Genomic DNA, 16819 nt, shown 5'->3' on the forward strand with positions numbered 1-16819 from the left:
TACCAGTACCCCTATGCGTCGAGGTAGGCGAGGACGGCGAGGACCCGCCTGTTGTCGTCCTCGGACGACTGCAGCCCGAGCTTGGCGAAGATGCTGTTGGTGTGCTTCGCGACGGCCTTCTCCGTGATGAACAGGGCCGCACCGATCGCCGCGTTGGACCGGCCCTGCGCCATCTGCCCGAGCACCTCCCGCTCGCGGGGGGTCAACCGGTCCAGGGGCAGCACCCGCGTCCGGCTGTCGAGCAGCTTCGCCACCACTGTCGGGTCGAGCGCGGTGCCGCCGGCGGCGACCCGGCGAACCGCGGCGACGAACTCGCCGAGGTCGGACACCCGGTCCTTGAGCAGGTAGCCGATCCCGCCGTGGCCGTCGGCGAGCAGCTCCCGCGCGTACAGCCGCTCCACGTACTGGGAGAGCACAAGCACCGGCAGCCCCGGCACCTCGGCCCGCGCCGCGAGCGCGGCCCGCAGGCCCTCGTCGGTGTACGTCGGCGGCAGCCGCACGTCGACCACTGCCACGTCGGGACGCCGCGTGACGAGTTCGGTCAGCAGATCCGGCCCGCTGCCCACGGCGGCGACCACCTCGAAGCCGTGGGCCTCCAACAGACGGATCAGCCCGTCCCGCAACAACACGAGGTCTTCCGCCACCACCACCCGCACCCGGCAACGGTAGCGGGCCCGCCGCCGGCCGTGGGTACGCGTCAGCGCAGCGGGTTCGTGTCAACGCAGCGGGTTCGCGTCAGCGCAGCGGGTTCGCGTCAGCGCAGGCCGGCGAAGAGGTCGTCCTCGGGCACCGGCGCGTCGGTGGTGTCCCGTACCCGGACAAAGGTCTCCGTGCCCATCAGCTCGGTGAACCGCTCCTGGCCCAGCTGGAGGAAGAAGATGTTCTCGGTCTGGCTGGCGTGCGCGGCCAGCGCCTCGAACTTCTGCGCGCCGTAGCTCCGCGTGTCGACCCAGGTGGTGATCTCGTCGTCGGGCAGGCCCAGCTCGGGCACGTCGGACGACGGGTCCGGCTCGGCCCACTCGACGCCCAGCTCCTTCATGATCCGGCCGAACTCCGTGAACGCCGTCCGCGGCACGGTGGTCCAGTAGACCTTCGCGGGGACGTCGGTCTGCGCGACGGCGGCCATGGTGATGCGGTGTGCCTGGATGTGGTCCGGGTGACCGTAGAAGCCGTTCTCGTCGTAGGTGACGATGACGTCGGGCTGGTAGCGGCGGATCAGGTCGGCGAGCCGGTCCGCGGCCTCGGCCACCGGCGTCGTCCAGAAGGAGCCGGGCTGGTCGTTCGTCGACCACCCCATCATCCCGGAGTCGGCGTAGCCGAGCGTCTCCAGGTGGGTGACCTTCAACGTCGCGCAGCTGGCCTCCAGCTCGGTCTGACGCATCGCCACGACGGCGGCCGGGTCGTGGCCGGGCTCACCGGGCTTGACCCCGCCGGGGCCGTCGCCGCACCGCCCGTCGGTGCAGGTCACGAGGACCGTTGTGACTCCCTCGGCGGCGTACCGGGCAAGGACGCCGCCGGTGCTCGTCGCCTCGTCGTCGGGGTGGGCGTGCACCGCCATCAGGGTCAGGGATCGCTCAGCCATGCCATCACCCTACGACCAGCGTCGCGCCCGCACGGCGAGTGTCCTGTTCGGGGACGCCGGCTGGCACCACCGGAGCGTCGGCGGCGGCGTCGGGCACAACCTGCCCCAGGAGGTGCCCCGGGCGTTCGCCGACGAGGTCCTGGAGGTCCGAGCCCGCCCCTACGAGGTGATCCGGAAGGTGGCGTCCTGCCGCGACGCCCGGCGCGGAACCGGCGCAGCGACCGGACGACCCCAGCACCCAGCGATCATCAGCGGCCGGAGGCTGGTCGTCCACGCCGTCGCCGGCTCGGCGCGGGCGCTGGCTCCGGACGTTCCGTGCGAGTCGGGTCGCCCCGCACGAGGTCGTCGTGGATGCGCCAGCGGGCGGTGGCGACCGCGCGGCGGGCCTCCTCGTCGCCACGCTCGACGCGCTGCCGCAGCAGGTGCAGGGCGATGCGCCGGTTGAGACTGAACTGCCGTTCGTCGTCCACCACCACGACGAGGCCCGAGGGACGGTGTGTGGCGCGTACCGCCGTCCTGGCCTTGTTGCGGTGCTGGCCGCCGGGACCGCCGGTGCGGCACCCGACGACGTCGACGTCGGCCTCGGCGAACGTCGTCGTCGGCGCGTCGCTCGGCGGTGGTTGAGCGGTCACGTACCAGTTCTTCCGACCGGTGCTGGTCCGGTAGGGGCTGGGCGCCTGCCAGCACAGCGTGCCCGTCCAGGAGGCCGCGAACGCCTCGACGTCGGCGCCGGACATCCGGATCAGCGCCGACCGGTAGGTGCCGGGCCGGTCCCCGGGCACCGCGTGTACCCGCTGGACCGTCACGCCCCGCCGGGTGGCGTCGTCCTGCAGGCGGTGCAGGAGCTGGGCGAGCGCCCAGGCGCACTCCAGCGGGCCACGGCCGGCAGACAGCAGCAGCTGCGCGCTCACGACCGTCCCCGCCCGTGGCGCTGGTCGCGCCGATCCGACCGCGACGCGGTTCCCACGTCCGGCGTCTTGTAGGTGACCAGGGGGATCGTGGTGGCCACCGGCGTGGCGAGCCGGTGCTCGACGAGATCGGCGATCACCTGCTCGATCCGCTTGTACGCGGTGGGCGCCTCCTCGAAGAGCAACTGGCGGTCGCCGCAGACCACAAGGGAACCCACAGGCGTACGCCGCAGCTCCTCGACCGTGTGCTTGGCCCGGCCCCGACGCAGTGCGTCGGCGCGGGACATCTTGCGGCCCGCGCCGTGCGCCACCGAGTGGTTGGCGTCCGCCCCGGCGTGGGCGGCCACGAGGTACGACGCGGTACCCCGCGTGCCGGCGACGAGCACGTCACGGCCGTCGCCGGGTGCCGCCCCCTTGCGGTGCAGGTAGACGCCGTCGCGCACCTCGACCAGGTTGTGGCACTGGTCGACGACCGGCTCGGTCGGCTCGGCCCCCAGGGCGTACGCGACCCGGGCGGCCAGCAGCCGTCGGTTCAGCGAGCCCCAGCGCACCGCCTCGTCGTGCCGGGCCAGGTAGTCGGCCGGATGCGCGGCGGGGCCCGCCCCGTGCGTCTCGGTGTGCGTCCGCAGAATCCGCTCGCCCAGGCCCCGCGAGCCGCTGTGCACGACGAGGACGAGGTCACCGGTGCCCAGCCCGAGCCGGTCCGCGTGGTCCGGTGCGAAGACGGTGTCCACGCGCGCCAGTTCGACGAAGTGGTTGCCGCGGCCGACCGTGCCGAGACCGTCCAGGTGGCCGGCGGGGACGTCGCCCGCGACGACGGTCCAGGCCGGGTCGTCGGCGTCCCGCTCGGGGTCGAGCGCGCGGTCGAGGTCGGGGAACCGGGCAGCCAGCCGCTCGGGTACGACGCGCCGGAGCCGAATGGGGAACACCGCGATTCCGCAACCGATGTCGGAGCCCACCAGGAACGGGTACAGGACTGTCGACGCCATGGCCGCACCGATCGGGGCGCCCTTGCCCGGGTGCAGGTCCGGCATCCCGGCAACGTGGATCATGCCGTCGAGGGCGGCTACCCGCCGACACTGGTCCACAGCGGCGGACTCGATCCAACTCGCGGGGGACGCGAACACGGCGACGGTGGCCGGGGCGGACGGGGACAGGAACTCCCGAGGGGAGTGGTGCTCAGACAACGACGCTCACTTCTCGCTCAAGCGAAAGGGACGGACGGCGGTACGGCGCCGGTCGGCTCGCGAAGCGGCCTCGGCGCGGTGCTCGGGTGGTGTCCGTCAGTACGTCATGGGCACCACTCTGGCGGCGTCCCTCGTACGCGGCAAGCGATTATCGACGGAGCCCCGACTCGTGGCCGACCCGTCTCTCCAGCGCGACGTGTGTGGCCCGTTCGACCGCGCGGCGTACGCTGCCGCGATGACCGCACCGCGCCGCATCCTGGTCTACGGGGTGTACGGCGCCGGCAAGTCCACTCTCGCCGAGCGGTTGTCACAGCACCTCGGATTGCCCTGGTATCCGGTGGACGACCTGCTGTGGCTGCCGGGATGGGTCGAGGTGCCGGTCGCCGAGCAGCGCCGCCGGATCGAGGAGATCTGCCGCCGGGACACCTGGATCCTCGACGGCGCGTACCACGGCTGGCGGGACGTCCCGTTGGCGCGCGCCGACCTGGTGGTGGCCCTGGACTACCCGCGGTGGCGTTCGTTCTGGCGGCTGCTGCGCCGTACGCTGCGCCGCCTGGGCACCGGCGAGGTGATCTGCAACGGGAACCGCGAATCACTTGGCAGTGTGCTGTCCGGGGACTCGATCCTGCTCTGGCACGTCGGCGCGTTCGGCCGGGCGCGGCGGCGGATGCGGGCCTGGCAGGCCGACCCGGTCGGGCCGCCGGTGCTGCTGTTCTCGAAGCCGGAAGCCCTGGACGACTGGCTGACAGGCCTGCCGACCGGATGACGGACCCTGCCGCCGTCGCCCCGCTGGCCTGTGCGCGGCGCCCCGACGGCCGGCCGGAGCCGCCGGGACGTCGACGTCCCAACCGATGTCGATCGGGGCCCGGCCGGCAGGACACACCGGCCGGGCCCGTCGATCAGGAGGTCTGCGACCGTCGGCGCCGGGCGAGGAGGAGCACGAGTCCGCCCAGGGCGACCAGCACACTTCCCATGCTCGTCATCACCGGCACCATGCCGCTGCCGGTGACCGGAAGGATGTTCTCGCCCGATCCTCCGGGTACGCCAGGTGCTCCTGGACTACCCGGTGCGCCAGGGCTGCCCGGTGCTCCGGGCGCTCCGGGCGCTCCGCGCGCTCCGGGGCTGCCGGGTGCGCCAGGTGCTCCGGGACTACCGGGTGCTCCGGGGCTGCCCGGGGCGCCGGGACTACCGGGTGCTCCGGGGCTGCCCGGGGCGCCGGGGCTGCCGGGTGCTCCGGGACTGCCGGGTGCTCCGGGGCTGCCCGGGGCGCCGGGGCTGCCGGGCGCTCCGGGGCTGCCGGGCGCTCCGGGGCTGCCGGGCGCTCCGGGGCTGCCGGGCGCTCCGGGGCTGCCGGGCACGCCAGGGCTACCGGGTGGACCGGAGGGCCCGGCCGGTCCGGTGGGTCCGGCTGGTCCAGTGGGTCCGGGTGGCCCGGAGCGCCCGGGCGGCCCGGCGCACACCGGTGCGGAGATGGTGTTGGTGTCGAGGGTGACGGCGGCGGTTCGCGCCAGCGCGCGGCCCTGCAGGGTCGCGCCCGTGGCCATCGTGACGGATGCCTGGGCCATGATGGTGCCGATGAAGGTGGTGCTCGTGCCGATCGTCGCCGAGCTGCCGACCTGCCAGAACACGTTGCAGGCCGATGCTCCGTTGATCAGGACGACGCTGCTGCTCGACGCCGTCGTCAGCGACGAGTCGATCTGAAAGATGAACACGGCTGCGGGGTCGCCCTGACCGTTGAGTGTGAGCGCCCCGGTGAGCTGCGCGGCCCCGATCCGGTAGACGCCCGCGTTGAGGGTGTTACCCCCGAGCTCCGCGGGCAGGATGGTGAACGGGGTCCGGCCGGCGGCATCGTTGTAGGCGGTGATCAGGTCACTCTGGGCCTGCAGCGCCACCGCGTCGCCGAGGTGGATCTCACCACCGATGGTCGCCGTTCCGAAGCCCGACGCGGTGCTGCCGGGGAATCTGCCAAGGCTCTGGGCGAGGAAGCTCGGGCCCGTGTTGGTCGGTTCGGCCCCGGCCAGGACGGAGAAGTCGGCGGCCGTCCCCAACCCCACCGGAGCGTCGGCCGCGTTGGCGGCGGTCGAGCTGAAGAGAAGCAGGCTGGCGGCCACGGCGACGGCCGCAGAGGCCCCGAGGGCAGGCAGGACCGCCCGCCGGAGACGACGAATGCGTTGTGCTGTCACAAATCAACCTCCGTGCTGAACTCGCAGGAGGCGTGGCGCGTCCTGCTCAGAACGGCCTGGTGACACGGCCGGGTGCGTTGACCACGACATCATGAGATCGGGGCAATTGTCGTCAAAACGGGACAATAACCAAGAACGCGAGGTAGAGCGAGGTTCGCATTCGCGTCATCCACACAGGCCGCATGCTCAGTGCAGCCGCTGCTCCACAGGGGTCGCCCGGCCGAGCACGCACGGCGAGGAGGGGCTGGAACTGGAGGCCGGGAACCGGAAACGACGGAGCTCGCCGATGGCGAACCCGGCCGTCCGGATGGCGGCCGTGGTGTCGCGGCCGGTGTGGCAGCCGGCGAACAGTTTGGGCCAGAACGTCGCGTCGGACAGCCGCTGGACCCGGCGTAGGCGGCCGGGTTCCTCGGCGGCAACGTGTTCGAAGAAGCGCAGCTGACCGCCCGGGCGCAGTACACGATGGATCTCGGCGAGTGCGGCCGCCTGGTCGGGCACGGTGCACAGCACCAACGCGACAACGGCGGCGTCGAATTCACCCTCTCCGGCGGGCAACGCCTCGGCCAGGCCATCGACGACCGTGACCGGTACCGGTGCGGCCGCGGCGGCCCGGACGGCGGCGGCACGCAGGCGTCGCTCCGGCTCCACCGCGACGACCTCGGTCACCGTCGGGGGGTAGTGGGCGAACATGCGGCCGTTGCCGGCGCCGACCTCGATCACCCGGCCGGTCAGGCCAGCGGCCAGGTCACGGCGGAACGCGGCGGTGCCGGCGCGGTCCATGGCGACAGAGAGTCGCTCGTAGATCCGGGCGAACACCGGGTGGGACACCGCGGCCACGTCCACCTCCAGAGGTGCGGAGGGCCTGCTCCCGCCGGCAGCGGCCCCGACGAGCACGCTACCCAGGCCACCGGACGACCACAATCATGAGCGGCGATGTCCCCGCGCCGGCGTTCCACGCTCCGTAGGCTTGTTTCGTCCTGCGGCTCGGCGCATCGCACGGAGACGGGAAGTGGTTCGACCATGAAGATCGTCGTCGTCGGCGGCAGTGGTCTCATCGGCTCCAAGGTCGTTCACAACCTTGGGGAGCAGGGTCACGAGGCGGTGGCGGCGTCGCCCAGGACGGGCGTGAACACGCTGACCGGCGAGGGGGTGGCCGAGGCGCTCGACCGCGCCGACGTCGTCGTCGACGTGTCGAACTCCCCGTCGTTCGAGGACGCCGCCGTCCGGGAGTTCTTCGAGACGTCGACGCGCACCCTCCTTCCCGCCGCGGCGACTGCCGGCGTGGGGCACTACGTGGTGCTCTCGATCGTCGGCTCCGACCGGCTTCCGGACGGCGGGTACATGCGGGCGAAGGTCGCACAGGAGAAGCTCGTCGCGGCATCCGGACTGCCGTACTCGGTGGTCCACGCGACCCAGTTCTTCGAGTTCCTCCAGGGCATCGTCGACGCCGCCACCGACGGCGACACGGTACGGCTGGCGCCGGTGCTCATCCAACCGATGGCGGCGGACGACGTCGCGACCGAGGTGACGGCGGTCGCGGTCGGCGCACCGGTCAACGGCGTGGTCGAGATCGCAGGCCCGGAACAGCTCCGCCTCGACGAGATGGGCCGGTCCGTTCTCGCCGCCCGTGCCGATTCCCGTGCCGTGGTGACCGACCCCGACGCACGGTACTTCGGCGCCACGCTGGGCGAGCGTTCACTCGTTCCCGCCGACGGCGCCCGCATCGCCGCTACGCGCCTGGACGAGTGGCGTGCCCGGGCGGCGCGGTAGCCGATCTGTCACGTGGGGGTGGTGCGTGGATCGTGCCGCAGGCGTTGCGCCAGTTCCCGTACCGCGTCGGCGAACTGTTCGTCGGACTCACACGGCCAGTGCCCCTCGATGGGCGGGGGAACGCTGTCGCCGGGCGGTGTCACCACGTCACGTGGGTCGCGCTGTCGGCGGTCCACCATCGCGGCTGGGTCGCCGTCGGGCGTCGATGCGTCCAGGTCGGGAAAGATCTGGCCGCCGATCGGGTCGGTGTCGCGCCACAGGTTCACCCACCGCCAGCCGACCCGGTTGCCGATCTCGTGCAGCACCGCGTCGTCGATGTAGGCGGGGAAGAGTCGCGCGTAGAGCCGGCGCAGCGGCGAACCGTGGGTGAGCAGCGCGACCCGGCTGCCGATCGATGGTGGCAGCTGGAGCACGGTCGCCGCGAGCAGGACCGAGCCGTGGCTGTGCCCGGAGAGCAGCACCGCATTGCCGCGTTCGACCAGGTAGGTGATGCGCCGGGTCAGCTCCGGCACGGCCCGTTCGGCGTAGCAGGGCGGCGCGAACGGGTGGGCGGCCCGGGGCCAGAAGGTCCCGAGGTCCCAGATGACACCGACGTGCCGGCGGAACGGGACGGTGCGGTAGGCGAAGATCCCGCCGAGGAGCAGGCCGAGCAGCGCCGCCGCGATCGCCCAACTGCCGAACGCGATGCCGAAGGTGACGGCGTCGGCCGGCACCCGGGCGTAGCGTTCGACGACGTCGCCCGGAAACAGGCCCAGCAGGCCGAGGGTGGTGGTGGCGGTGCCGATGCCGGCGAGGCAGCCGAAGACCACGGCCAGCGGCACCAGTCGCTCGGTGAAGCGGGCCCGCGCTATCGCCGCGCGGACCTGCCGCAGCCTCGGCCCGGCCTCGGCGGGCGGGTCCGGGTAGTCGCCCGCGACGACCGCCGCCGCCGCCCGTGAACGACGGGGGCGGGAGACCACGACGACCAGGCCGGCGACGACAAGCGTGACCAGCACGGTGCGGAGAAAACCGAAGATCGCCCAGGTGTACGCCCGGGGCGGGCCGGTGGCGATGCCTTCAGCGGTGGGCACGTCGCGGTCGAGATAGTCCGCCACCCGGTAGACCAGCTCGGCGGAGTACACCACCGCCATGGTGATCGCCGTGCCGGCGATGACCAGCGCGCCCAGCCCGAACAGCGGGCTGGCTCCCCGTCGCCGGTCCCGCCGCCAGAGCAGCACCACGCCGAGCGCGAGCAGCAGCCCCGTCTGGGTGGTGAACAGCCAGGTCAGGGTGGTGTCGTACCCGGGCAGGTCACCCCCGTCGTGCCAGGGTGCGGAGCTGGTCAGCACGTGGGTCGCGACCAGCGCGGTCAGCACCAGCGCGGTCGTGCGCAGCGTGCTGGTGATCGCGTCGAGCCGCCGGTCACCGGGGGACCTGTCGATCAGCGGGGGTGTGCAGAGCAGCACCACGCCGGTGGCCAGGACGACGCCGGTGGCGACCGCCAACGTGACAGTGACGACCGACGCGCCGTTCCCGGCACGGGCGGCGAGCAGGACGAGGCTCAGCGTCGCGAATGCCGTCGCGACGTGCACCGACCGGAGCCGTCCGACCAGCGGCTCGGCGTCCCACTTGCCGACAGTGCCGAGCCGATGCCCGGAGAGGTTCTCGTCGGGGCCGCGGAACGCCTCGAACGATCTGCCCGGGCGGGTGCTGATCCGCCAGATCAGCCCGATCGCGGCGGCCGGGAGCACCGCGAGCACCGCCAGCCGCAGCCCGACCGGCTGCCCGCTCAGCCACGACAGCCAGCTACGTCCGGCCAGGCAGCGGGGTGTGGTGAGGCACTTCCACGCGACCAGGTCGAGGGCGACGCCGACGATGGCGAGCACGTACAGCACGGTCAGCGTCAGCGCCAGCAGCCGGCACAGGGACTTGACCACGGCCTCCGTGCCCGGCTGCGCCGGGCGCATCCAGACCGCCACGTTGACAAGCATGAACGGCAGCAGGAAGACCAGCGCCAGGGTCTGGGCCACGCTTCCGGAGGGCAGATCACCCCAGCGGTACGCCTCCAGCGTCACGCCCCGCGGGTCGGCTTCCGGCAGGCGGGAACGGAGCCGGACGAAGCCGCCACTGCGGTCTCCGGCGACCTGCGTCGTCTGTTCCAGGCTGAGCACCTGGTCGACACTCGCGCCGGAGACGCCGTGCACCCGCAGCTCCACGATCTCGCCGGAGGCGTCGGCCCCGCTCAACCGCGCTGATCCATCGGCCATGGCCCCCCGAAGCGTCCCGCCCGCCCCGTGCCGCTGATCCGGCCGGGGACGAACCGCCACCGACGTGGCGGATCGGGTCTACCCGGCCCGGACGCGCGCAATCGCACCGGTGACGCTCGCGGTGACGGCCGGACGCCTACCCGGCCCGGATGCTTCCGGCAGCCTGTCTGCGGTAGGCGCGTGGCGAGACGCCTGTGACACGTTTGAAGGCGACGCTGAGCGCGCTCTCCGAGCCGTACCCGACGGCCAGGGCGATGGTGGCGACGGTGTCCGAGCCTCGGCGGATGCGGTCGGCGGCGAGTTCGATCCGCCAGTGCGTGAGGTACTCCAGCGGGCCCACGCCGACGACCTGCCGGAAGCGGGCGGCGAGCGTCGACCGGGAGACGGCGGCGGCGCGGGCGATCTCGTCCACCGTCCAGGACCGTTCGGGTCGGCCGTGCATCGCCCGTAGCGCGGGGGCGACCACCGGGTCGGCGAGCCCGGCGAGCCAGCCGGACGTGTGCTGGGGGTCGCGGGCCAGGTGCAGCCGCAGGACCTGGATCAGCAGGACGAGCGCCAGGTGTTCGGCGACGAGCCGCGACCCGAGCTGAGGCTGTCGCAACTCGGCGTCGATCTCGTCGAGCGCCCAGCGGATGGTGGCGGCCGCAGGGGTGTCGGCGGGCACGTGGATGATCGGCGGAAGGCTGTCCAGCAGGAGACTGCGACCCCGGTCGCCCAGGGAGAACGCGCCGCCGATGAGGAACATGTCGTCGCCGTCGCCCGCGTGCGCCACGCCGTCTCCGGCGGCGGCGAAGATCGGGTACGCCGGCTGGACCGGGGCGTCGGGGTCACTGAAGAGCGTGTACGCCACCGGCCGGGTCAGCAGGTAGCAGTCGCCCTCGGCGAGGTCGATCGTCTCGGGCTCGCCGTCGACGCGCAGGAGGCAGCGGCCGCGTCGGATGGCGTTGAACTTGGCCCCGGCCGGTGGGTCGAACCGGAGCGCCCAGCGACCACCGGCGACGAGGCCGGCGGAGACGTGACTCGTCGCACCGAGCAACGCCAGTACGTCCTCGAGGGGATCCATCCGCACCGTCCTGGACTCTCGCGAAAGTAATGCGGACTCTAGGCTATAGGCAGTCCAGAGGCGGGTTCATAGCCTGGTCGACATGACAGCGAACCCACGCCTCACCACGTCGTTCACCGCCCGCACCACCGCCGCCGAGATCCTCGACGGCGTGGACCTCGGTGGCCGCCGGATGATCGTCACCGGGGGCGCCTCCGGCCTCGGTGTCGAGACCGTTCGCGCCCTGGCCGGTGCCGGCGCCGAGGTCACCGTCGCGGTCCGTGATCCGGAGCAGGCCAGAGCGCTCGTCGAGGAGTTCTCCACCGGCGCCACCCGGGGCGCCGTGCGGTCGGCCGCGCTCGACCTCGCCGATCTGGCATCGGTCGACGCCTTCGTCGCGGCCTGGCGGGGCCCGCTCGACGCGCTGGTCGCCAACGCCGGCATCATGGCGCTCCCCACCCGGCAGCTCTCCGCGCAGGGCTGGGAACTCCAGCTCGCGACCAACTACCTGGGTCACTTCGCGCTCGCCGTCGGTCTGCACGACAACCTGCGCGCCGCCGGGGCGGCCCGGGTCGTGGCGGTCAGCTCGGGGGCGCACCTGGGCGCTCCGTTCGACGTCGAGGACCCCCAGTTCGAGCGGCGCCCGTACGACCCGTGGACGGCGTACGGGCAGTCGAAGACGGCGGACGTCCTGCTCGCGGTCGGCATCACCAGGCAGTGGGCGAACGACGGGATCACCGCCAACGCCCTCAACCCCGGGTACATCCACACCAACCTGCAGCGTCACATCGACGACGACATGATGCGCGCGCTCGGCGCGATGGACGAGGCGGGCAACCTCGTCGTACCGGACTACTTCAAGACGCCCGCTCAGGGCGCGGCCACCACGGTCCTGCTCGCCGCGTCACCCCTGCTCGACGGCATCGGCGGCCGGTACTTCGTCGACAACCAGGAGGCGGAGGTGGTGCCCGGAGGCTCGGACGCGAGCGGTGGGGTGGCGGCACACGCCCTCGACCCGGTCGCCGCGGACCAGCTCTGGGCGTACGCCGAGAAGGTGCTTGCCGCGCGCTGAGCGCGACCGCCGTCGGACGCCGGGCGCGGCGCGGCCCCGCGTGGCCGCGCCCGGCGGCCAGGATTGATCGGGGTACGGCCGGGTAGCCGCCGCCATGGTCGCTGCCGGTCGGTCCGGTACGGACGGGGGTGCCCCGGCGCACGCCGCTCCGGCGACGACAGTCGCCCGACTCCGCGCCCGACTGTGGGGCACGCTGCGGGACCGGGGGCGGCGGGTACGGGGCATCGGCGGCCTCGCTCTGCAGGCCGGTCTGGCCGCGGCGCTGTCCTGGCTGGTGGTGCGCCAGGTGCTGCACGTCTCGCAGCCGGTGTTCGCGCCGATCTCCGCGGTCTCGACCCTCGCCGCGTCGGTAGGCCAACGACTGCGTCGCACCGTCGAGCTGATCATCGGCGTCACGGTGGGGGTGCTGGTCGGCGACCTGCTGCTCACGGTGACCGGCACCGGGTGGTGGCAACTCGCCCTGATCGTCGTGCTGGCGATCCTCGTCGCGCTGTTCCTGGCCGGTAGCGCGGCGGTGGTGATCCAGGCCGGGGCGACGGCGGTGCTCATCGCCACGTTGAGTCCGTCCGTGCGGGACCTGGAGATTCCCCGTTTCGTGGACGCTCTCGTCGGGGGAGCGGTGGCGCTGCTGGTCACCGCCGTCCTCCTGCCGTTGAGCCCGCTGCGGGTGCTCAACCGGGCCGCGCGGCCGGTGTTGGACCTGCTCAGCACCACCCTCGACGCCACCGCCGGCGCCTTGGCCGACGGCGACATCGACCGTGCGCTGGCCGCCCGTACGAAGCTGCGGGAGAACAAGGACGAGCTGCGGGCGCTCATCGAGGCGACCCAGGGTGCCCGCGAGGCCAGCACCCTCTCGCCTGTGCACTGGCACGAGCGGCACGGGCCGGTCGGCAGGTACGCGCAGGCGGCGGAGCCGATCGACCGGGCGATGCGCAACGCCGGAACGCTGATCCGCCGCGCGGTGACAGTGATCGAGGACGGCGAGCCGGTCCCGAAGGCGCTGCCGGGGGCGGTCGCCGACCTCGCCGCGGCGGTACGCCTGCTCAAGCGGCAGTTCGCCGCCGGTCACGAACCCACCGAGGCGCGGGCGCGTGCCCTGCGGGCGGTCTGCGCCGCCGGTGATGCCTATCGGGAGGGGGTCGGCTTCTCCGGAGCCGTCGTGGTGGCGCAGGTCCGGACGACGACAAGCGATCTGCTGGTGGCCACCGGGCTGGCGCAGGAGGTCGCGAACCGGCTGGTCCGCCGCGCGTTCGGGAGACCGCAGCGTCCCGCCGGCGAGCGCCGATGAGCGGCATGGCAGCGCTCTGAGCCATTGCTGTTGCAATCTGAGCCAAAGTGATGCCATGATGGTGCCATGGACTTGAGGCCGTACGTCGAGAACCTGCGCAACGAGTTCGCCGTGGCCGCCGAGGGCGTCGATCCCGAGGGGCGGGTGCTGGCCGAGCGACTCTTCACCCAGCTGGAAGCGGCGACCCACCTGACGCTGCTCGAGGCGCTGTCCGACGCGGCCGACGAGATCACCCGCGATCTCGCCCCCGGGTCGGTGCACGTCCGGCTGCGCGGGCGTGAGCCCAACTTCGTGGTGACGCCGGCGAACCCGCCGACCGACGGCACGGGCGCGGTAAGCGAACCGCCTCCGGCGCCGGCGCCGCTGCTCCCGCCCGAGAACGACGAGGGCGGCACGTCCCGGATCAACCTCCGCCTCCCCGACCATCTCAAGGCCAGCGTCGACGGGGCCGCCAGCCGGGCCGGGCTGTCCGTCAACGCCTGGCTGGTGCGGGCCGTCGCCGCCGCCGTCGCGGCCGGCACGGACCGTCAGCCACCGCGCCGGCCCGAGCCGCCGCGGCCGGGCCAGCACGTCACCGGCTGGGCGCGCTGACCGTCGCGCCCCTTTCCCACCTCCGCTCCGCCCTCGCTGACACCTTCCGGGAGACCACCATGCCTGTTTTCGACACACCAGAACCGATTTCCGTCCAGGTCGAGCTGCCCGTCGGGGACGCCTGGATCGCCGCTACCGACCGCACCGACACGGTGGTGCAGGTGCGGCCCCGCGACCCGTCGAGCAAGGCCGACGTGAGCGCCGCGGAGCAGACCACGATCGAGTACGCCGCCGGGCTTCTGCGGATCAGGGTGCCGAAGAGCTGGCGCCGGTACGGCTTCGGCTCGGGGCCGTCGGTCGACGTCCTCATCGAGGTGCCGAGCGGGTCACGGCTGCACGCCGAGGCGGCGTGGGCGGCGTTCCGCGGCGAGGGGCGGCTCGGCGAGTGCCGCATCAAGACCGGCAGCGGGATACGGCTCGAGGAGACCGGGCCGCTGGAGATCGACAGCAGCCACGGTGAGGTCGCGGTGGAGCGCGTCACCGGTTCCGCCCGGGTGAAGGCATCCTCCGGCAAGGTGCGCCTCGGCACCGTCGACGGCACCGTGGAGATCAAGAACTCCTCCGGTGACTGCTGGATCGGCCGCGGCGGCGGCGACGTCCGGGTCAACACCGCGTACGGCGACATCACCGTCGACGCGTCGATGGCCTCGGTGGCGGCACGCACGGCGTACGGCAACGTCCGGCTGGGCGAGGTCGTGCGCGGGTCGGTCGAGTCGCACACCTCGTACGGCGCGATCGAGGTCGGTGTCCGGCGGGGCACCGCCGCCTGGCTCGACGTCAGCTCCCGGCACGGGCGCGTGCACAACGCGCTCGAGTCGACCGACAGCCCGGCCGAGACCGACGAGACGGTCGAGATCCGCGCGAACACCTCCTTCGGCGACATCACGATCCGCCGTGCCTGACCGGCCACGACCCCCCACCACGAATGAGGAGACCATGACCAGCAGCAGGAAACCCGCGATCGTCACCACCGAGCTGCGGAAGTCCTACGGCGACAAGGTCGTGCTCGACGGCATCGACCTGATGATCACCGAGGGAACGATCTTCGCGCTGCTCGGCCCCAACGGCGCCGGCAAGACCACCACCGTGCAGATCCTCTCCACCCTGCTCCGGGCGGACGCCGGCCACGCCCGTGTCCTCGGCCACGACGTGACCCGCGAGCCCGACGCGGTACGCGACCTGATCGGCGTCACCGGCCAGTTCTCCGCCGTGGACAACCTGCTGACCGGTCGGGAGAACCTGAACCTGATGGCCGACCTGTGTCACCTGGACAGGGCGACGGGTCGACGACGGATCGCCGACCTGATCGAGCAGTTCGATCTCGCGGAGGCGGCGGACAAGCCGGCCGCGACGTACTCCGGCGGCATGCGCCGTCGGCTCGACCTCGCGATGACCCTGGTCGGCGACCCCCGCGTCATCTTCCTCGACGAGCCGACGACAGGCCTCGACCCGCGCAGCCGCCGCGCCATGTGGCACATCATCAGGGCTCTCGCCGCCGAGGGCGTCACCATCCTGCTGACGACGCAGTACCTGGAGGAGGCCGACCAGCTTGCGGACCGCGTCGCGTTCCTCGACCACGGCCGGCTGATCGCCGAGGGCACCCCGCACGAGCTCAAGCGGCTCATCCCGGGCGGCCACGTCGTGCTGCGGTTCGCCGACCAGGAGGGTCTCGACTCGGCGGCCCGTACGTTCGCGGCGGCCACCCGGGACGACGCCGCGCTGACCCTCCAGGTGCCCAGCGACGGCGAGGTCGGTTCGTTGCGGTCCGTCCTCGACCACCTCGACCGCGAAGCGATCACCGTGGCCGGCCTCGCCGTGCACACCCCCGACCTCGACGACGTCTTCCTCGCCCTCACCGGCCAACCCGACCAAACCGACACCCGGGCCGCTCGGTCCGGCCAGGAAAGGGCTTCCGCGCGATGAGCACCCTCACCCTCGCCCTGCGCGACTCGAACACCATGCTGCGGCGCAACCTCCTGCACATGCGGCGCTATCCCTCGCTGACCCTCATGCTCATCGGCATACCGGTCATCCTCCTGCTGCTCTTCGTCTACGTCTTCGGCGGCACGCTCGGCGCCGGCCTCGGACCCTCGGGCGACCGTGCCGACTACGCCAACTACGTCACCCCCGGCATCCTGCTCATCACGGTCGCCAGCGCGGCGCAGGGCACCGCGATCTCGGTCGCCATGGACATGGCCGAGGGCATCATCGCCCGCTTCCGTACGATGGCGATCTTCCGACCGTCGGTTCTCACCGGCCACGTCATGGGCAGCGTGTTCCAGTCGATGCTCAGCCTCGCGGCAGTCACCGGCGTGGCGCTGCTCGTCGGGTTCCGTCCCACCGCCAGTGCCGTCGAGTGGCTCGCCGCGATCGGCGTCCTCACCATGATCACCTTCGCGGTCACCTGGCTGTCGGTAGCCCTCGGCCTGGTCTCGAAGAGCGTCGAGACGGCCAGCAACCTGCCGATGCCGCTGGTGCTCCTGCCGTTCCTCGGCAGCGGGTTCGTCCCCACCGACTCCATGCCGACACCGGTACGCCTGTTCGCCGACTACCAACCCTTCACACCGGTCATGGAAACCCTCCGGGGCCTGCTGTTCGGCACCGGGATCGGCGTCAACGGGTTCCTCGCGGTCGGCTGGTGCGCCGTCATCACGGTGGTCTGCTTCCTCTGGGCCAAGGCGCTCTACAACCGCGGCCGCACCGCCTGACCCGACGGGCGCCCGGCCCGGCCCGCTGCGGCCGGGCCGGGCGCGTGATCGACTCGATTTGCCGACGTGGGGGGGTGCCGCGGACAGGGAACCCCCCACCCGCCCACCCGGCGCGCCCCCCCCCCGCCCCCGCGGGGGGGGGGGGGGGCGGGCGGCGCGCCCCCCCCCCCCCCCCCCCCCCCCCCCCCCCCCCCGACCTGGAGTCGATCACGAAACGTCGAATGTTATCGATAACACGTCGC

The 16819-nt window shown here is 72.7% G+C and carries 16 protein-coding genes; 8 read left to right on the forward strand and 8 right to left on the reverse strand.

Translation table 11 applies throughout. The annotated features are described in order from the left end of the window. Positions 1-11: 11 nt before the first annotated feature. The 4 genes from ACGFIE_RS17100 to ACGFIE_RS17115 all read right to left on the reverse strand — a co-directional run bounded on the left by ACGFIE_RS17100 (position 12) and on the right by ACGFIE_RS17115 (position 3677). Positions 12-656 carry a response regulator transcription factor gene (locus tag ACGFIE_RS17100; RefSeq protein WP_363682837.1) on the reverse strand — a complete coding sequence of 215 codons (645 nt, stop codon included), beginning with the start codon at positions 654-656 and terminating at the stop codon, positions 12-14. Positions 657-754: 98 nt separating this feature from the next. Further along, the gene (locus ACGFIE_RS17105; protein ID WP_393295554.1) at positions 755-1582 is read right to left on the reverse strand and encodes a PIG-L family deacetylase; all 828 of its coding nucleotides are present in this window, start codon (positions 1580-1582) and stop codon (positions 755-757) included. Positions 1583-1830: 248 nt separating this feature from the next. Beyond that, positions 1831-2493 carry a peptide chain release factor H gene (prfH, locus tag ACGFIE_RS17110; RefSeq protein ID WP_393295557.1) on the reverse strand — a complete coding sequence of 221 codons (663 nt, stop codon included), beginning with the start codon at positions 2491-2493 and terminating at the stop codon, positions 1831-1833. After that, a complete protein-coding gene (locus ACGFIE_RS17115; RefSeq protein ID WP_393295560.1) occupies positions 2490-3677 on the reverse strand; it encodes an RNA ligase RtcB family protein in 1188 nt (395 codons plus the stop codon). The genes prfH and ACGFIE_RS17115 overlap by 4 nt, the downstream gene beginning before the upstream one ends. A gap of 235 nt (positions 3678-3912) precedes the next feature. Between ACGFIE_RS17115 and ACGFIE_RS17120 the strand changes: the two genes are divergently transcribed. Further along, positions 3913-4443 (forward strand): adenylate kinase, encoded by a 531-nt coding sequence (locus ACGFIE_RS17120; RefSeq protein ID WP_393295563.1) that lies wholly within the window; start codon positions 3913-3915, stop codon positions 4441-4443. A 133-nt stretch (positions 4444-4576) separates the two neighbouring features. On the opposite strand, the gene ACGFIE_RS17125 is transcribed toward ACGFIE_RS17120, so the two are convergent. Beyond that, on the reverse strand, positions 4577-5860 hold the full coding sequence (locus ACGFIE_RS17125) for an ice-binding family protein (protein ID WP_393295566.1): 1284 nt from the start codon (positions 5858-5860) through the stop codon (positions 4577-4579). A gap of 186 nt (positions 5861-6046) precedes the next feature. Beyond that, complete coding sequence (locus ACGFIE_RS17130) at positions 6047-6697, reverse strand: class I SAM-dependent methyltransferase (protein ID WP_393295569.1); 651 nt, start codon at positions 6695-6697, stop codon at positions 6047-6049. A 183-nt stretch (positions 6698-6880) separates the two neighbouring features. Between ACGFIE_RS17130 and ACGFIE_RS17135 the strand changes: the two genes are divergently transcribed. Beyond that, positions 6881-7630: an SDR family oxidoreductase gene (locus ACGFIE_RS17135; protein WP_393295572.1), complete on the forward strand. Its 750-nt coding sequence runs from the start codon at positions 6881-6883 to the stop codon at positions 7628-7630. An 8-nt stretch (positions 7631-7638) separates the two neighbouring features. On the opposite strand, the gene ACGFIE_RS17140 is transcribed toward ACGFIE_RS17135, so the two are convergent. Continuing rightward, a complete protein-coding gene (locus ACGFIE_RS17140) occupies positions 7639-9876 on the reverse strand; it encodes a hypothetical protein (protein ID WP_393295575.1) in 2238 nt (745 codons plus the stop codon). A 136-nt stretch (positions 9877-10012) separates the two neighbouring features. Further along, positions 10013-10939, reverse strand: a complete 927-nt coding sequence (locus ACGFIE_RS17145) for an AraC family transcriptional regulator (RefSeq protein WP_393295578.1) — start codon at positions 10937-10939, stop codon at positions 10013-10015. A gap of 82 nt (positions 10940-11021) precedes the next feature. Between ACGFIE_RS17145 and ACGFIE_RS17150 the strand changes: the two genes are divergently transcribed. The 6 genes from ACGFIE_RS17150 (at position 11022) to ACGFIE_RS17175 (ending at position 16577) form a co-directional block, all read left to right on the forward strand. Further along, on the forward strand, positions 11022-11990 hold the full coding sequence (locus tag ACGFIE_RS17150; protein WP_393295581.1) for an SDR family NAD(P)-dependent oxidoreductase: 969 nt from the start codon (positions 11022-11024) through the stop codon (positions 11988-11990). Positions 11991-12084: 94 nt separating this feature from the next. Then, positions 12085-13278: an aromatic acid exporter family protein gene (locus ACGFIE_RS17155; RefSeq protein WP_393295584.1), complete on the forward strand. Its 1194-nt coding sequence runs from the start codon at positions 12085-12087 to the stop codon at positions 13276-13278. Positions 13279-13344: 66 nt separating this feature from the next. Next, positions 13345-13869: a hypothetical protein gene (locus tag ACGFIE_RS17160; protein ID WP_393295587.1), complete on the forward strand. Its 525-nt coding sequence runs from the start codon at positions 13345-13347 to the stop codon at positions 13867-13869. A 59-nt stretch (positions 13870-13928) separates the two neighbouring features. Then, positions 13929-14771 (forward strand): DUF4097 domain-containing protein, encoded by an 843-nt coding sequence (locus ACGFIE_RS17165; RefSeq protein ID WP_393295590.1) that lies wholly within the window; start codon positions 13929-13931, stop codon positions 14769-14771. A 34-nt stretch (positions 14772-14805) separates the two neighbouring features. Next, a complete protein-coding gene (locus ACGFIE_RS17170) occupies positions 14806-15792 on the forward strand; it encodes an ATP-binding cassette domain-containing protein (protein WP_393295592.1) in 987 nt (328 codons plus the stop codon). Further along, complete coding sequence (locus tag ACGFIE_RS17175) at positions 15789-16577, forward strand: ABC transporter permease (RefSeq protein WP_393295595.1); 789 nt, start codon at positions 15789-15791, stop codon at positions 16575-16577. The genes ACGFIE_RS17170 and ACGFIE_RS17175 overlap by 4 nt, the downstream gene beginning before the upstream one ends. The last annotated feature ends 242 nt before the right edge of the window (positions 16578-16819 follow it).

This window comes from Micromonospora sp. NPDC049275 (genome assembly GCF_043197115.1).
Taxonomy (GTDB): domain Bacteria; phylum Actinomycetota; class Actinomycetes; order Mycobacteriales; family Micromonosporaceae; genus Micromonospora.